This window comes from Streptodolium elevatio (genome assembly GCF_040649515.1).
GTDB classification, from domain to species: Bacteria; Actinomycetota; Actinomycetes; order Streptomycetales; family Streptomycetaceae; genus Yinghuangia; species Yinghuangia elevatio.
This window is the reverse complement of record NZ_JBEZFP010000022.1, coordinates 49229-64425: the sequence shown is the minus strand read 5'-3', so window position 1 is coordinate 64425 and position 15197 is coordinate 49229. Positions and strand designations below refer to the sequence as shown.

General features: G+C 72.6%; 18 protein-coding genes. 4 read left to right on the top strand and 14 right to left on the bottom strand.

Features of this window, described 5'->3' with window-relative positions; translation table 11 throughout:
* Positions 1–66: 66 nt before the first annotated feature.
* The 6 genes from AB0C36_RS11600 to clpS form a co-directional block, all read right to left on the bottom strand.
* Positions 67–1017: a PLP-dependent cysteine synthase family protein gene (locus AB0C36_RS11600; protein WP_358352556.1), complete on the bottom strand. Its 951-nt coding sequence runs from the start codon at positions 1015–1017 to the stop codon at positions 67–69.
* 1 nt (position 1018) lies between these two features.
* Positions 1019–1297, bottom strand: coding sequence for a MoaD family protein (locus AB0C36_RS11595; RefSeq protein WP_358352554.1), 279 nt, complete (start codon positions 1295–1297; stop codon positions 1019–1021).
* Positions 1298–1421: 124 nt separating this feature from the next.
* Entirely contained in the window at positions 1422–1532 is a 111-nt protein-coding gene (locus tag AB0C36_RS11590; RefSeq protein ID WP_358352595.1) for a putative leader peptide, read from the bottom strand.
* Between the two features lie 164 nt (positions 1533–1696).
* Positions 1697–2122 carry a M67 family metallopeptidase gene (locus tag AB0C36_RS11585; RefSeq protein WP_358352552.1) on the bottom strand — a complete coding sequence of 142 codons (426 nt, stop codon included), beginning with the start codon at positions 2120–2122 and terminating at the stop codon, positions 1697–1699.
* Positions 2123–2148: 26 nt separating this feature from the next.
* Positions 2149–2748, bottom strand: coding sequence for a DUF2017 domain-containing protein (locus AB0C36_RS11580; RefSeq protein ID WP_358352550.1), 600 nt, complete (start codon positions 2746–2748; stop codon positions 2149–2151).
* Between the two features lie 20 nt (positions 2749–2768).
* Complete coding sequence (gene clpS, locus AB0C36_RS11575) at positions 2769–3059, bottom strand: ATP-dependent Clp protease adapter ClpS (RefSeq protein WP_358352548.1); 291 nt, start codon at positions 3057–3059, stop codon at positions 2769–2771.
* A gap of 126 nt (positions 3060–3185) precedes the next feature.
* Between clpS and AB0C36_RS11570 the strand changes: the two genes are divergently transcribed.
* Both AB0C36_RS11570 and AB0C36_RS11565 read left to right on the top strand, forming a co-directional pair.
* Entirely contained in the window at positions 3186–4562 is a 1377-nt protein-coding gene (locus AB0C36_RS11570; RefSeq protein ID WP_358352593.1) for a nicotinate phosphoribosyltransferase, read from the top strand.
* A gap of 22 nt (positions 4563–4584) precedes the next feature.
* Positions 4585–5214, top strand: coding sequence for an isochorismatase family protein (locus AB0C36_RS11565; protein WP_358352547.1), 630 nt, complete (start codon positions 4585–4587; stop codon positions 5212–5214).
* Positions 5215–5343: 129 nt separating this feature from the next.
* Here the strand turns inward: AB0C36_RS11565 and AB0C36_RS11560 are convergent, their stop codons facing one another.
* Entirely contained in the window at positions 5344–7245 is a 1902-nt protein-coding gene (locus AB0C36_RS11560; RefSeq protein ID WP_358352546.1) for an immune inhibitor A domain-containing protein, read from the bottom strand.
* Between the two features lie 171 nt (positions 7246–7416).
* Here AB0C36_RS11560 and AB0C36_RS11555 point away from each other — a divergent pair, with 171 nt between their 5' ends.
* The gene (locus tag AB0C36_RS11555; RefSeq protein ID WP_358352544.1) at positions 7417–7662 is read left to right on the top strand and encodes a hypothetical protein; all 246 of its coding nucleotides are present in this window, start codon (positions 7417–7419) and stop codon (positions 7660–7662) included.
* A gap of 112 nt (positions 7663–7774) precedes the next feature.
* Here AB0C36_RS11555 and AB0C36_RS11550 read toward each other — a convergent pair whose 3' ends face one another.
* From AB0C36_RS11550 to hppD, 5 genes are all read right to left on the bottom strand, one after another.
* Positions 7775–8470 carry an RDD family protein gene (locus tag AB0C36_RS11550; RefSeq protein WP_358352543.1) on the bottom strand — a complete coding sequence of 232 codons (696 nt, stop codon included), beginning with the start codon at positions 8468–8470 and terminating at the stop codon, positions 7775–7777.
* 68 nt (positions 8471–8538) lie between these two features.
* Positions 8539–9462 (bottom strand): RDD family protein, encoded by a 924-nt coding sequence (locus AB0C36_RS11545; RefSeq protein ID WP_358352541.1) that lies wholly within the window; start codon positions 9460–9462, stop codon positions 8539–8541.
* Positions 9463–9522: 60 nt separating this feature from the next.
* Positions 9523–10110: a DUF4240 domain-containing protein gene (locus AB0C36_RS11540; RefSeq protein ID WP_358352539.1), complete on the bottom strand. Its 588-nt coding sequence runs from the start codon at positions 10108–10110 to the stop codon at positions 9523–9525.
* Positions 10111–10175: 65 nt separating this feature from the next.
* Entirely contained in the window at positions 10176–11573 is a 1398-nt protein-coding gene (locus tag AB0C36_RS11535) for an FAD-binding oxidoreductase (RefSeq protein WP_358352537.1), read from the bottom strand.
* A 210-nt stretch (positions 11574–11783) separates the two neighbouring features.
* Positions 11784–12917 carry a 4-hydroxyphenylpyruvate dioxygenase gene (gene hppD, locus AB0C36_RS11530; protein WP_358352535.1) on the bottom strand — a complete coding sequence of 378 codons (1134 nt, stop codon included), beginning with the start codon at positions 12915–12917 and terminating at the stop codon, positions 11784–11786.
* A gap of 218 nt (positions 12918–13135) precedes the next feature.
* Between hppD and AB0C36_RS11525 the strand changes: the two genes are divergently transcribed.
* Positions 13136–13606, top strand: a complete 471-nt coding sequence (locus AB0C36_RS11525; protein WP_358352532.1) for an Lrp/AsnC family transcriptional regulator — start codon at positions 13136–13138, stop codon at positions 13604–13606.
* 69 nt (positions 13607–13675) lie between these two features.
* Here the strand turns inward: AB0C36_RS11525 and AB0C36_RS11520 are convergent, their stop codons facing one another.
* Positions 13676–14443, bottom strand: a complete 768-nt coding sequence (locus AB0C36_RS11520; RefSeq protein WP_358352530.1) for a S16 family serine protease — start codon at positions 14441–14443, stop codon at positions 13676–13678.
* A 7-nt stretch (positions 14444–14450) separates the two neighbouring features.
* Positions 14451–15164 carry an IclR family transcriptional regulator gene (locus AB0C36_RS11515; RefSeq protein WP_358352529.1) on the bottom strand — a complete coding sequence of 238 codons (714 nt, stop codon included), beginning with the start codon at positions 15162–15164 and terminating at the stop codon, positions 14451–14453.
* Positions 15165–15197: the final 33 nt, after the last annotated feature.

Genomic DNA, 15197 nt, shown 5'->3' with positions numbered 1-15197 from the left:
GTGGCGTACCCCGGAGGCGTGCCCGGAGGTGTGCCCGGTGCCGGCCCTCGCGGGTCCCGGCTGCGCTCAGGCCCAGAGCTGGCCGTGCAGGCGCTCGATGGCCTCTTCGGTGGTCGCGGCGGTGTAGATGCCGGTGGACAGGTACTTCCACCCGCCGTCGGCGATGACGAAGGCGATGTCCGCGCGCTCCCCCGCCTTGACGGCCTTGCGGGCGACGCCGAGTGCGGCGTGCAGCGCGGCGCCGGTGGAGACGCCCGCGAAGATGCCCTCGTGTTCGAGGAGTTCGCGGGTGCGCCGGACCGCGTCCGTGGAGCCGACCGAGAAGCGGGTGGTGAGCACGTCGCCGTCGTACAGCTCGGGGATGAAGCCCTCGTCGAGGTTGCGCAGGCCGTAGACGACGTCGTCGTAGCGCGGCTCGGCGGCGACGATCTGCACGCCGGGGACCTTCTCGCGCAGGTAGCGGCCGACGCCCATGAGGGTGCCGGTGGTGCCGAGGCCCGCCACGAAGTGGGTGATCGTCGGCAGGTCCTCCAGCAGCTCGGGGCCGGTGGTGGTGTAGTGCGCGTCCGGGTTGGCGGGGTTGCCGTACTGGTAGAGCATGACCCAGTCGGGGTGCTCGGCGGCCAGTTCCTTGGCGACGCGCACGGCGGTGTTGGAGCCGCCCGCGGCGGGCGAGGAGATGATCTCGGCGCCCCACATGCGCAGCAGTTCGCGGCGTTCGTCGGAGGTGTTCTCCGGCATCACGCAGACGATCTTGTAGCCCTTGAGGCGGGCGGCCATCGCCAGCGAGATGCCGGTGTTGCCGCTGGTGGGCTCCAGGATGGTGCAGCCGGGGGTGAGCAGGCCGTCGCGTTCGGCGGCCTCGATCATGTGCAGCGCCGGGCGGTCCTTGACGGAGCCGGTGGGGTTGCGGTCCTCCAGCTTGGCCCAGATGCGGACCTCGGGCGACGGCGACAGACGCGGCAGGCCGACCAGCGGGGTGCGACCGACCGCGTCGATCAGCGAGTCGTAGCGCATGTCAGGCGCCGCCGGCCACGGCGGGGAGGATCGTGACGGTGTCGCCGTCGTCGAGCGTGGAGGAGATGCCGTCGATGAAGCGGATGTCCTCGTCGTTGAGGTAGACGTTGACGAAGCGCCGCAGGGTCCCGTCCTCCTCGACGAGGCGGTTGCGGATGCCGGCGTGCCGGGACTCCAGGTCGTTGATCAGCTCGTCAATGGACTTGCCGGATCCCTCGACGGCCTTCGCGCCGCCGGTGTAGTCGCGGAGGATGGTCGGGATGCGGACCTCGATGGCCATGGGGCGCTCCAAGAATGCGGGTACGTGAGTGCAGGCAAGGGGTCGCTCCGGCACGGCCGGATGCGCGACGGGCTGGGGGCTGCCGGTGCGGGCCGGTCGCGGGTTGCGCGGGCGGCGGCCTGGGTCAGCCCGGTGGCAGGGCGCGACAGAGTGCGCTGGACAGTCGGCCTAGGTCGACGTGCAGGCGCGCGACCAGGAGGGTGCCGGGGGCGGTGCCCGGGCCCGTGGTCGTCATGTCCATGCCTGCGTAACGCATATCGTCATGCTAGCCATTCCGCTGCGGCCGTTCCGAGGGTGGCTCGTATGTTGGAACGCACTGTTTCGCATGTCGAGACGGTACGCGGTGACAAATCGTGGCCAATCCCCCACATGCTGCCAATCGGCCGCGGCGGGCGGCGCTCAGTACGCGTCGACGAACCTGACGTCTTCCTCGGTGATCTCACCGTCCACGATCCGGAACGAGCGGAACTCGTACGGCCCGTCGTGGTTGCCCGTCTCGCGCGTGGAGACCAGCACGTAGTGGGCGAACGGCTCAGAGGCGTACGACACGTCCGTGCGCGACGGGTACGCCTCGGTCGCGGTATGCGAGTGGTAGATGACCACCGGCACCTCGTCGCGGTCGTCCATCTCGCGGTACAGCGCCAGCAGGTCGCCCGAGTCGAACTCGTAGAACGTGGGCGAGCGGGCCGCGTTGAGCATCGGGATGAAGCGCTCGGGGCGGTCGGTGCCCTCGGGTCCGGCGACGACGCCGCACGCCTCGTCGGGGTGGTCGGCGCGGGCGTGCGCGACGATCTGGTCGCGCAGTTCGGTGGTGATCGTCAGCATGCGTCGAGGGTACGCACGCGGGCGCGTCACGGCGTCAGCGACTCCACCAGCGACTCCTGGAGCATGCCGAGCCAGTGGTAGACCGCGAGCATCGCGAGCCGCGGGTCGTCCGGCTCCAGGCTCTCGGCGAAGGCGTCCAGGTCCTCGGTCACCCCGAGGTTGGTGCCCAGCGCGAGCCGCAGGTCGTTGAGGGCGCCGAGCCACGCCTGCGCGTGCCGCTCGTCCAGGACCATGTGCCCTTCGGCGCCGGACGCGGCGATGTCGGCGCGTACCGTGCGGGCGTTGTCGCACTTGCGCAGCCGCAGGTCGTTCTCGGTGTAGCGGCGGAACTCCGAGGCGGCGTCCGGGTCGTCGCGGTACGCGTCGGGCAGCAGCCGGGCCAGCACCGGGTCGTCGGGCGCGGTCCGCGGGGCGGCCTCGGCCTCGCCGCCGTCCAGGCCGCTCCAGTCCAGGCCGTCGAGCCCCAGCTCGCGGGCGAGCTGGTCGCCCTCGGGCTCGCCGGGCCCCGCCTTGGGCTCGACCAGTTCGATCACCTGGCGGCAGAGGTCGGCCAGCAGTTGGCCGTGCAGCTCGTCGAGGACGATCTCGGGTCGGCCCGTGCGCCCGCGTACGAAATGGCCGTTCACTGCTCAGGTTCTCCCGGTGGTCACTTGTCGTGCTGGACGGTCGCCCAAAGGCCGTACCCGTGCATGGCGTTGACGTCGCGCTCCATCTCCTCGCGGGTGCCCGAGGAGACGACGGCACGGCCCTTGTTGTGCACGTCGAGCATGAGCTTCTCGGCCTTCTTCTTGGTGTAGCCGAAGTAGCTCTGGAAGACATACGTCACGTACGACATGAGGTTGATGGGGTCGTTCCACACAATGCAGACCCAAGGTGTGTCGGGAAGGACCTCCTCGTCCGACTCCGGCTTCTCGACCTCGACGGGCGCGACACTCATGGGCCCCATGCTCCCATCAGCGGTTGGCCGTGGCGAACGTGCCCCGCGGGACCTCCAGCGGCGAAACGCCGCCGACTAATCGTCAGTCTGACGAGTAGTGGTGCTATGCTCGCTCGTATGAACGCGATGGGGAATGCCGCGACAACAGCGGGGACGACTCCGGGGGCAGCTGCGGGGACAACTGCGGGCACCGCCCGGGCCGCCGGCGGCGCCGGCACCGCGCTGCTCACCGACCACTACGAGCTGACCATGGTCGAGGCCGCGCTGCGCAGCGGCGCGGCGCACCGGCACTCGGTGTTCGAGGTCTTCGCCCGGCGCCTGCCCGAGGGCCGCCGCTACGGCGTGGTGGCCGGGACCGGCCGCCTCCTCGACGCCGTCGAGGCGTTCCGGTTCGACGACGAGACGCTCGCCTACCTCGCCGAGAACCAGGTAGTGGGGCAGGCGACCCTCGACTGGCTGGCCGACTACCGCTTCCGCGGCAACCTGTACGGCTACCCGGAAGGCGAGTGCTGGTTCCCCGGCTCGCCGATCCTCGTCGTGGAGGGCACCTTCGCCGAGGCCGTGCTGCTGGAGACACTGATCCTGTCGGTGCTCAACCACGACTGCGCGGTGGCCGCGGCGGCGTCCCGGATGACCTCCGCGTCCGCCGGGCGGCCGTGCATCGAGATGGGGTCCCGGCGCACGCACGAGGAGGCGGCGGTGGCCGCGGCGCGGGCGGCGTACATCGCCGGGTTCGCCAGCACGTCCAACCTGCGGGCCGGGCAGGCGTACGGGATCCCGACCGTGGGCACGAGCGCGCACTCCTTCACGCTGCTGCACGACGGCGAGCGCGACGCCTTCGCGGCCCAGATCGCGGCGCTGGGCAAGGACACCACGCTGCTGGTCGACACGTACGACGTGGCGGAGGCGGTCCGCACCGCGGTCGAGCTGGCCGGGCCCGAACTGGGCGCGGTGCGCCTGGACTCCGGCGACCTGCTACTGCTCGCCCACCGGGTGCGCCGCCAGCTCGACGACCTCGGCGCCGCCAAGACGCGCATCGTGGTGACCAGCGACCTCGACGAGTACGCCATCGCCGCGCTGCGTGCGGCGCCGGTGGACGCGTACGGCGTGGGCACGCAGTTGGTGACCGGCAGCGGCCACCCGACCGCGTCCCTCGTCTACAAGCTGGTCGCCCGCGCCGCCTCCGACGAGCCGGACGCGCCGCTGGTGGCGGTGGCCAAGAAGTCCCCGGGCAAGCCGAGCCACGGCGGGCGGAAGACGGCGCTGCGCGCGTACGACGCGGACGGCGTCGCCGAGGCCGAGGTGCTGCGCACCGGCGAGACCGGGCCGGTCGGCCCGGAGCTGCGCGAACTGCTCGTGCCGCTGGTCCTCGGCGGCGAGACCGTGGGCCGCGAGCCGCTCGCCGAGGCGCGTGAGCGACACGAGCGCTCCCGCGCGGAACTGCCGCTGTCCGCGACGCAGTTGTCCCGCGGCGAGCCGGTCCTGCCGACCATCTACGAGTGATCTCCCGAGAGGAGCCCGCACCATGACCCGCGCACTGATCGTCGTCGACGTGCAGAACGACTTCTGCGAAGGCGGCAGCCTCGCCGTCGGCGGCGGCGCCGGGGTCGCCGAGGCGATCCGCGACCATGTCGCGCACAACGCGGCCGAGCAGCCGCCGGACCCGGCGCACGTGCCGGGCGGCGCGACGGCGTACGCGCACGTGGTGGCGACCCGGGACCACCACGTCGACCCGGGCCCGCACTTCTCGGACTCCCCCGACTACGTGGGCAGTTGGCCGGTGCACTGCGTGGCGGGCACGCCGGGCGCGGCGTTCCACCCGGCGTTCGCCCCCGCCGTCGAGCGGGGCGAGGTCGAGGAGGTGTTCTCCAAGGGCGCCCACGCGGCGGCGTACAGCGGCTTCGAGGGCGCGGCCGACGACGGCTCGTCGCTCGCGGACTGGCTGCGAGCGCGCGGGGTCACGGACGTCGACGTCGTCGGCATCGCGACGGACCACTGCGTGCGGGCGACTGCGCTGGACGCCGCCCGCGAGGGGTTCGGGACGCGCGTGCTGCTGGCGATGACGGCAGGCGTCGCAGCCCCGACCACGCAGCGGGCCGTGGACGAAATGCGCGACGCGGGAATCGAGTTGGTGGGTCGTCCTGTCGTCGCGTGAGCGGACGGGCGCGTGAGCGGACGGCGGGGGCGCTGACGGTGGGGGCGCGGTCGTTGCCCAAGCGGTCGTTGCCCAAGCGGTCGTCGCGTGAGCGGACGGCGGGGCGCGGCAGCCGCGGGCCGGGGCCGGTCAGCTCGGTTTGACGGTGACACGGACCGCTTCGCCGGTGCGGGCCTTGCCGTCGACTTCGACGCGCACCCCGGCGGCCGCCACCTTGACCCCGGCCAGGGGTGCGCGCGAGGACCAGTAAGCCGTGGACCGGTCGTCGAAGGCGGGCGTGCCGGGGCGGGCGCCGAGCGTCGTACGCCGGCCGGACGAGCCGATCAGCACGGGGTCGGTCCGCTCCTCGGCGGCGGAGAAGGGCGCGTCGAAGGTGGCCAGGCGACCACGCGCGGGCGTACCGCCGTCGACCATGAGCGGGTCGGGGTGGGCGTCGACGGGCAGGATCAGGCCCTGCCCGGGGTGGTCGGCGACGTCGTTGTCGGCGTAGGAGGCGTCCCAGAGCCACACCATGACGCCTGAGCCGTACGGGAAGTGGCTGGAGCCCTCGGTCCCGGCCTGGCCGTCGTAGGGGCCGGTACGCAGGACGGCGTCGGTGCCGGCGTACTGCCGGTTCTCGACGACGTACCAGCGCGGTTTCGTACTGCCCTTGCGGGCGGGCAGCGGGATCAGGACGGCCTGCGGGTCGCCGGTGGACTGGAGCGGCGCCAGCATCGTCGTGGTGGCGGTCTTGGGGTCGGCGATCATCCAGTCGAGCCAGCCCAGTTGCATGCGGTCCCAGGCGGACAGAGAGCCGGGTGAGTTTCCGACGCCGCCCGTGCCGCCGTCGCCCAGGTAGCCGCCCAGGCCCATAAGGGACCAGAAGCCGACCGGGGAGCCGCTGAGTGCGTCGCGCCGGTCGTAGAGGTCCGGGAGACCCAGGTCGTGGCCGAACTCGTGGGCGATGACGCCCAGTCCGCCGTTCTCGGCCTGGAGGGTGTAGTCGCCGGCCCACATGCCGGTGCCGCCGACCCGGGTGCCGCCCGCGAGGTTGCCGGGCGGGCCGGTGCGTCCGGCCTGGTCGCCGTACGCGTACCAGCGGTGCGACCACAGGGCGTCGGCGCCCTGCGCGCCGCCGCCCGCGGCCTCGTCCACGCCGGCCTTCACGATCTCCAGGTGGTCGATGTAGCCGTCCGGTTCGTCGAACACCCCGTCGCGGTCGTGGTCGTCGCGGTCCCAGAGGTCGAAGGGCGCGAGTGCGTCGGAGATCTGACGGGTGGACAGGCCGTGGGCGGAGAGGCTGCCGGCCCACTCGTTCATGGCGTCGCGGACCAGGTCCCACGCGTTGGTGCAGACCTGGGAGCCGCAGTTGTTGTTGCCGTAGCGGGCTTCGTTCCACGGCACGCGCACCCAGTCGGTGACGTTGCCGTCGATCTCCATGCGGCCCGAGGACTGGGCACGGTAGTGCGTGGCGAGTGAGGGCCCGTGCGAGCCGTCGCCGAAGAAGATCTCGTGGAAGTACCCGCGGTCGAACGTCGGGTGCCAGACGGTCGTGGTGTCGAGGCTGCGGTCCGGTTCCGGAATCGTGGCGTGCCGCGGTCCGGGCAGGCCGCCGGACGCCGGTTCGCTGCCGGGCTGTTCCGGGTCGGTGCCGGGCTGTTCGGGGGGCGCGGCCGGCCCGCCGCCCTGGTCGGCGGCCCGGGCGACGCGGTCGCCGAACTCGACCAGGATCACGAACACCCGGGCGTGCGAGGGCGGTCGGAGTTGGACTTTCGGACCCTTCGGGAGCTCGACGACATCGGGCGCGCTGTGCGGTCCCCTGCCGAGGCTCTGGGACGCGGTCACGACGGAGGAGACGGCCGCGTCGCGCTGTGTGCGGCGGGACTCGGTGAAGGGGCCGGGCAGGTCGTCGCCCAGCGCGGGGGCACGGGTGGGAGCGGGAGCGGGGCTCTCCGCCGAGCCGGCCGCCGTGGCGCCGCCCGGGCCCTGTCCGGTACCCGCGAGAAGGCAGCAGGCCAGCCCCGCGACGGCCAGGGCGGCGGCCGGGCGCACCCCTCGGTGCGTCCTTCCGTTCCCCGGGAGATTCCTCAAGTCACCCATGGCAGCTCCGTGTTCGCGGTGTTCGCCGACAGCTTCCGGTGGGAACGCCTACGGGGGACGGAGTACCGTGGCCCGAGGACCCGGGCCATGAGGCCCCGGCCAAGGCGGGGAGGTGGGCCGGCCGTGAACCGACTCGACATCACCCATCTGTCGTTTGGAGCGCTGGTCGCAGTCACCGCGACCGCGTTGTTCCTCGTGCTCTCCGGAACCCGGTCTCCGGGCGGCGCCGCGGTCGCGGCACTGCTCGGGGTCGTGCTCGGGACGGCGACTGTCCTGCATCTGACCCGGGCTCCGGTCCGGTCGAGGGCAGTGCGCCGCAGGAGCCACGGGACGGGATCGGGCCGTACGCCGTCGGACCGCCGGCGTTAGGGCTCTGTCGCGTCCCCCGGGGGCCGAAGCCGCCCGAGGGAGCCACCAGGGAAAGGCGCGGTGCCGGGCCACGTTGGGAGTGGCCCGGCACACCCGCGTTCGGGGCCGCACGTCAGACGCGGATCACTGTGGTCTTCGCGGCCTTGTCGTGCAGGCACTGCTGCCACGGCTGGTCCCACAGGTGCCACAGGCAGTTCACCACGAAGAAGACGATGCCGGCGCACGGCACGACGAGCGGCAGCGCGAACACGCCCGCTCGCGTCCAGGCCGGCGAACCCTGGACGGGGCCGCCGTCGGCGACCCGGACCACGCGGATCTTGGTCGCCATCTTGCCGAGCGTCTGGCCGTTGTTGTTGAGCATGAAGCCCTCGTACAGGAAGTACAGGACCGTGGCCACGGCGCCCGCCCCGGCCTGCTTGCCGAAGTCGACGTCGTCGGGGTCGGTGCCGACGAACGCGAGGCCGATCGCACAGCTGAAGGCGAGGTACACCAGCAGGTCGACGAGGCGCGCGAGGAAGCGGCGTCCGCTGCCCGCGAGCACGGGGCCGGCGTTGAAGCCGGTGTCGTAGCCGCCCGGCGGGGGCGGCATCTGGCCGTACGGCGGCTGCCCGTACGTGCCGCCGGGAGGCTGCTCGCCCGGCGGTCGGCCGTACGGCGGCTGCTGCCCGGGCGGCTCCTGGCCGTACGGCGGCTGCCCCGGCCGGTCCTGGCCCGCGCCCTGCCCGAACGGGTCCTGGCCGGCCGGATCCTGGCCGGCGGGATCCTTCCGGAAGGGGTCCGGGGGCTCCGGGGGTTCGCTGGTGCTCATGGCGACCAGTAGAAGCGATGGTTAGTACGTTTTTGTGCAAATAGCCCATTTGAGGGCATGGCGCGTCGTCACCGGCGCGCCCGGCGCCGCCCGCCCGCGGTGGCGGCACTCGCCGCGCGGCCGCGCGCCGCACCATTGCCCGCCGCGCCGCGTGAACCGCCGGCCGGGCCGCTCGGGCCGCCGCCCGAGGCCGCCGCGCGCCGCTCGCTCTCCCCGCCCACGAACGTGCGGGCCGCCTGGTCGTGCCACATCCGCCGCGCGGGCGCGTCCAGCGCGCCGCGCACCAGGCCCACGACGCCCACCAGGAGCAGTCCCGGGACCACGAACACGAGCCACCGCACCGTGGACTGACGGAACGTCGGCGGGGCGTGCGTACCCACGTCCGCGACACGCAGCCCGAACACCCGTTTGCCGAGCGAGCGGCCCCAGCGCCAGGTGGGGAGCACCTCGTACAGGAACATCGCGGCCAGCACGGCCCCCAGGACGCCCAGCGCGGCGGCCGTGGTGGTGCCGTCGACCAGCCACACGGTCTCGGTGCGGCCCTCGTAGCGCACCCGGTCCATCTTGTCCCGCACGTGCTCGACGGCCGGCGGGACCATGACGGCCGCGACCCCGGCGCCGACGCCGAGGGGCACGACCAGGTCCACGAGCCGCGCGAGGAACCTGCGGGACAGGACCGCGGGCCGCCAGCGGGGCTGCGGGAACAACTCCTGCCGGGGCGGGGGGATGAACGGCACGTCGCCGTGGGCCGGTCCGCTCTGCGGTCCGCCGGCCGGGCGTGCGGCCTCCTCCGGCGCCAGGTGGTCGAACGGCACCGACTCGGCCGCGATGACCTCGCCCTGGATGATTCGACCGTGCGCCTGCTCGAAGTCGGCGCTAGGCCGGCTCGATTCCGGATCCCAGGCCGCACCGTCCCAATAGCGCACGTATCCGTCGTGCTCGGGATCGGGATACCAGCCCGCGACCGGTATCGAGGAGTGAGGCGTCGCCATGGCCCAGCATCTTGCCGCACGCCCGCTCCCCCGCGCACGGCAACAACCCCGGCCCGGCGCTCAACCACGCACGAACAACGCAGCGAGGCGAGGCAATCTGCGGCGCATCTCGTCGTCGTCGAAGCGGAAGTACTCGCCCATGGAGTCGTCGCCCACGTCGCCCACGGCCTCGGCGGCGCCCGCACCGGCGCCCGCCTCCTCCTCGTGTCGCTCCAGTGCGGCGTGGAAACCGTCCAGGTCGCCGGTGACCCGTTCGTACGCCATGGCGGCGGCGTAGCCGACCTCCTCCTGCGCGAACACCTCTTCGAGGCGTGCGCCCGACCGCTCGGCCGCGTCGGGGTGGCCGGCGAGACAGTCCGGATCGGCGGCGGCCCGTTCGTACCAGGTGCGGCCCGCGGCGATCAGCCCGGCGCGGAAGTCGACGAAGCCGTCGTCGGAGCAGCCGCCGAAGATCAGGTACGCCGCGGCCCACATGTCCCAGCGGTAGACCGCGTCGTGGGCCTCGTCGTAGCGCACCCCGTACGCCAGGATCTCCGGTACGGACAGCTCCGAGAGCCGGTCCACGAGCACCTCGTGCACCGGCACGCCGCTCTCGCGCGCCGCCGTGCGGGCGTCCTCGACGATGGCCCAGAACCGATCGATGTCCATGAGCCCGCACTGTGCCAGGCGCCTGCGACGCCCGCGGCGGCGGGCGCTCCGAAGCTGACGAACCGTCAGGAAGCGATGACCTTGCCCGGGTTGAGGATGCCCAGGGGGTCGAAGGCGGCTTTGACGGCCTGGTGGACGCGTACCCCCACCGGGCCCAGTTCGCGGGCGAGCCAGTCGCGCTTCAGGGAACCGACGCCGTGTTCGCCGGTGATGGTCCCGCCCAGCGCGAGACCGAGGCCCATGATCGCGCCGAACGCGGCGGACGCGCGTTCCGCGGCGGCCGGGTCGGCGGCGTCGAAGATCACGATGGGGTGGGTGTTGCCGTCGCCCGCGTGCGCGCACACACCGATGACGGTGTCGTGCTCCTCGGCGATCCGGGCGACGCCGTCCAGCATGTCGGCCAGGCGCGAGCGCGGCACCGCGACGTCGTCGATCATGCCGGTGCCGAGCCGTTCCAACGCCGGGAGGGCGAGGCGGCGGGCGGCCAGGAACATCGCCGACTGCTCGGCGTCGTCGGCGGCCAGCACCTCGAACGCGCCGGCCTCCTCGCACAGCCGTCCGATGGCGGCGAGTTCGGGGCCGGGGTCGGGCGTGTCCACGGCGACCATCAGCAGCGCCGCGGTCTGCGCCGGCAGGCCCATGTTGGCCAGGTCGTTGACGGCCCGCACGGTGGTCGCGTCCATCAGCTCCATGAGCGACGGGACGTGCCCCGCGGCGGTGACGGCCGCGACCGCGCGCCCCACGGCGGCGGTGCTGTCGAACTGCGCGACGAGGGCGAGCGCGGGCGGCGGGGTGGGGCGGAGCGCGAGGGTCGCGCGTACGACCACCCCGAGGGTGCCCTCGGCGCCCACGAACAGGCGTGTCAGGTCGTATCCGGCGACGCCCTTCGCGGTACGCCGCCCCGTGCGCAGCAGTTCGCCGTCGGCGAGGACGACGTCGAGGCCGAGGACGTACTCGGCGGTCACGCCGTACTTGACGCAGCACAGGCCGCCCGCCCCCGTGCCGATGTTCCCGCCGATCGTGCAGGTCTCCCAGCTCGACGGGTCGGGCGGGTACGTCAGCCCGAACTCCCCCGCGGCCTTGGACAGATCGGCGTTGACGACACCGGGTTCGACGACCGCGACCCGGTCCACCGGGTCGATCTCCAGGATGCGGTCCATCCGGACCAGCGACAGCAGGATGCAGCCGTCGACCGCGTTGGCCCCGCCCGACAGGCCGGTGCGGGCGCCCTGCGGCACGACGGGCACGCGCAGCCGCGTGGCGACCCGCATCACGTGCTGCACCTGCTCGACCGTCTCGGCCAGCACCACCGCCGCGGGACGTCCGGCGGCGCACAGATTCGCCATGTCGTGCGCGTACGAGGCCGCCACGTCGGGGTCGGTGACCAGCACTCCGTCCGGCAACCCGTCCCGCAACGCGGCGATCGTGTCCTCGGGACCGCGCATATCCGCCACCTCCGCCATAACCGCAGGGTAGCGCCGGGACACGGCAGGTGCCGGGGACGCCCGGGGCCGGGCCACCCGCGTTCGAGCCCTGTGTTCAAGCCCTGTGTTCAAGCCCTGTGCTCAAGCCCCGCGGGCGGGACCTGCGAACGGAGCCTGCGGACGGCGTACGCGAAGAGACCGGCCGCTCGGGCGCCGAACGGCCGGTCTCCTGACGGGAACTACGCGGGATCAGAGGTTGCCGCGCTTCTCCTGCTCGCGCTCGATGGCCTCGAACAGCGCCTTGAAGTTGCCCAGCCCGAAGCCCTGCGAGCCGTGCCGCTCGATGATCTCGAAGAACACCGTCGGGCGGTCCTGCACCGGCTTGGTGAAGATCTGCAGCAGGTAGCCGTCCTCGTCGCGGTCCGCGAGGATCTTCAGGTCGCGCAGCGTGTCGACGGGCACATGGGTCTCGCCGACCCACTCGCCGAGGGTGTCGTAGTACGTGTCGGGCGTCGCCAGAAACTCCACTCCCGCGTCGCGCATCGCGCTCACCGTGGCCACGATGTCGTCGGTGGCCAGGGCGATGTGCTGGACGCCGGGCCCGCCGTAGAACTCCAGGTACTCGTCGATCTGCGACTTCTTCTTCGCGACCGCGGGCTCGTTGATCGGGAACTTGACCTTGCGCGTGCCGTCGGCGACCACCTTGGACATGAGCGCGGAGTACTCGGTGGCGATGTCGTCACCGACGAACTCGCGCATGTTCGTGAAGCCCATGACCCGGTGGTAGAACTCCACCCACTCGTTCATCCGGCCGAGTTCGACGTTGCCGACGCAGTGGTCGATGCCGGTGATCCACGGCTTGTCGGGGGCGGGGGCGAGCGGCCCGCGCGCGGTGTATCCGGGAAGGTACGGGCCGGCGTAGTCGTGCCGGTCGACCAGCGAGTGGCGGGTGACGCCGTACGTCGCGATCGCCGACCGCACCACCGTGCCGTTGTCGTCGCGCAGTTCGACCGGCTCCTCGACGCCGGTCCCGCCATGGCCGGTGGCGAAGGCGTACGCGGCCCGCGCGTCCGGCACCGCGATCGCGAGGTCGACGACGCCGTCGCCGTGCTCGGCGACGTGCCGGGCCAGGTCGGTGTCGGGGTGCAGCGGCGCGGTGACGACGAAGCGCGCGTCGCCGGACTCCAGGACGTACGAGACGCTGTCGCGGTTGCCGGTCTCCGGTCCCGAGTAGGCGACGCAGCGGAACCCGAAGGCGGTCGAGTACCAGTGGGCCGCCTGGCGCGCGTTGCCGACGGCGAAGACGACCGCGTCCATCCCGAGCACGGGGAAGGGGTCCTGAGCGGTGTTCCCGGCCTCGGCGCGGTGCAGCATCTCGGTCATGACGACTCCCGGGTCGATCGGGTGAACAGGTTCGGTCGGACGGGTGCGGGGCACGTACGCACGGGCGCATGCCGTCGGCGAGACGGACCGTGCCTCTCCTTGCAGCGTCTCCCCACCTGGCAAGTTGCGCAACAGGTGACGATTTCGCTGGGCAATATGTACAGTCAGGCCGGGGAGTCAGCGGGATTTCTGTACACCCTGACCAGAGGGAGTGGACTGTGGCCATCGACGGCCTCGACGCCGCGCTGATCCGGCTGCTCGACGAGGAGCCCCGCATCGGCGTCCTGGAGTGCTCGCGGCGGCTCGGCGTCGCGCGCGGCACCGTGCAGGCGCGCCTCGACCGGCTGCACGCCCGCGGGGTGGTGCGCGGCTTCGGGCCGCACCTGGACCCGGCGGCGCTGGGGTACGCCGTGACGGCGTTCGCGACGCTGGAGATCCGGCAGGGCCGGGGGCCGGACGTCCGTGCGCACCTCGCGTCGATCCCGGAAGTGCTGGAGCTGCACACGATCACCGGGCGCGGCGACATGCTGTGCCGGCTGGTCGCCCGGTCGAACGCCGACCTGCAGCGGGTGATCGACCACGTGGTGGAGTTCGAAGGCATCCTGCGCGCGTCGACGGCCATCGCGCTGGAGAACCCGGTGCCCTACCGGGTGCTGCCGTTGGTCGAGGCCGCGGTCACGGAGGACTGACGGCGCGCGGCCGGAGCCGTCGGGCCGCCCGGGGCCTGGGCCGGCCAGGGCACCCGCAGGGCCCGGCCCTCAGCAGGACGGGACCTTGCCACCCGTCTGAAAGGCGATCAGGGCGTCGACCGCGCCGTTCAGGGTCTCGACCGGGATGAGCCGCAGGCCCCCGGGGGCGACCTCCTTGGCCTTGTCGCACTCCTGCTTCGGCAGCAGGAACGCGACCGCGCCGTCGCGCTTGGCGGCCTTCGTCTTCAGCTCGACGCCGCCGATGGGCCCGACCTTGCCGGCGTCGTCGATGGTGCCGGTTCCCGCGATGATCCTGCCGCCGGTGAGGTTCTGCGTGCCGAGCTGGTCGACGATGCCGAGCGAGAACATCAGGCCCGCGCTGGGTCCGCCCACGTCCGCGAGGTTGAGCTTGACCTTGACCTGGTTCGGGTCGAGGCCCAGATGGTTCAGCGCGGCGATGGCGGCGTGGTCCTGGGACTCGACCATGTCCTTCGTGTTGTCGGCGATGATCTCCTTCTTCGACTTGCCCTCGGCGTAGACCGACTTCTTGGGCACCACGGCCTCGTCGTCGTCGAACCACGCGTCGAACAGGTCGGAGAGGTACAGCTTTTCGTCCGGGTCGGTGGCCCGGATGGTGACCAGCAGCAGCTTGCCGTCGGTCGGCTGCGGCGTCGCGCCCTCGATCTGGATCACCGGCACCCCGTTGTCGGTGCCGAGGGTGTCGGCCGTGTCGCCGGGGATGACCAGCGTGTACGGCAGCGGTACGGCAAAGCTGAACACGCCGAGGATCACGACGAGCAGGACCGACAGGACGAGGTTGCGCTTGGAACGGGCCACCCGGAGATTAAATCAGCGCGCTCTCGTCCGGCACCGCCTCCTCCTCGCGGGGCGCCGGCACCTTGGGGCCGCCGCCCAGCGTCTCGGCCAGTTCGAGGGCCGCCTCGGCGACCCGCGGGCCGAACCGCTCGCTGTCCAACTCACTGAAGGACAGCACTCCGACGCTCGCCTCGACCCCGGCCAGCGCGGGCACCGCCGCGGCGATGCCGGGGGCCGACCGGTGGCCGTCGCCGGGCACGTGCACGTACGGCACGGCCGGGTCGAGTCCGGCGCGCACCCGGCGCGCGGTGAGGATCGCCAGGCCGGCCGCACCCTGTTCGAGGGGGTGGCGCGAGCCCACGCGGTACGCCACGTGGTAGTCGGTCCAGGTCGGCTCGGCGACCGCGACGGCCAGCGCGTCGAGGCCGTCCACGATGGTCAGGTGCGCGGTCGCGCCGGTCTCCTCGGCGAGACGGCGCAGGCACGGCACGGCGGCGTCGCGCACCAACGGGTGTGCGCGCCGCGCGAGTTGCAGTGCCCCGAGGCCCAGACGCGTACGCCCCCCGGCGTCGCGGCGTATCAGGCCGTGCTGTTCGAGCGTCGCGAGTATGCGGTACACGACGGTACGGTTGACACCGAGCGCCGCCGAGATCTCGGGCACGGTGAGCCCTTCGGGGGCGTCGGCCAGTTGTGCGAGGACCTTGAGTCCCCGGTCCAGGGTCTGTGATGTCTCCGCGGCCACGAGAAGCCTCCCTTGCACGCGTGCTCTGCATTC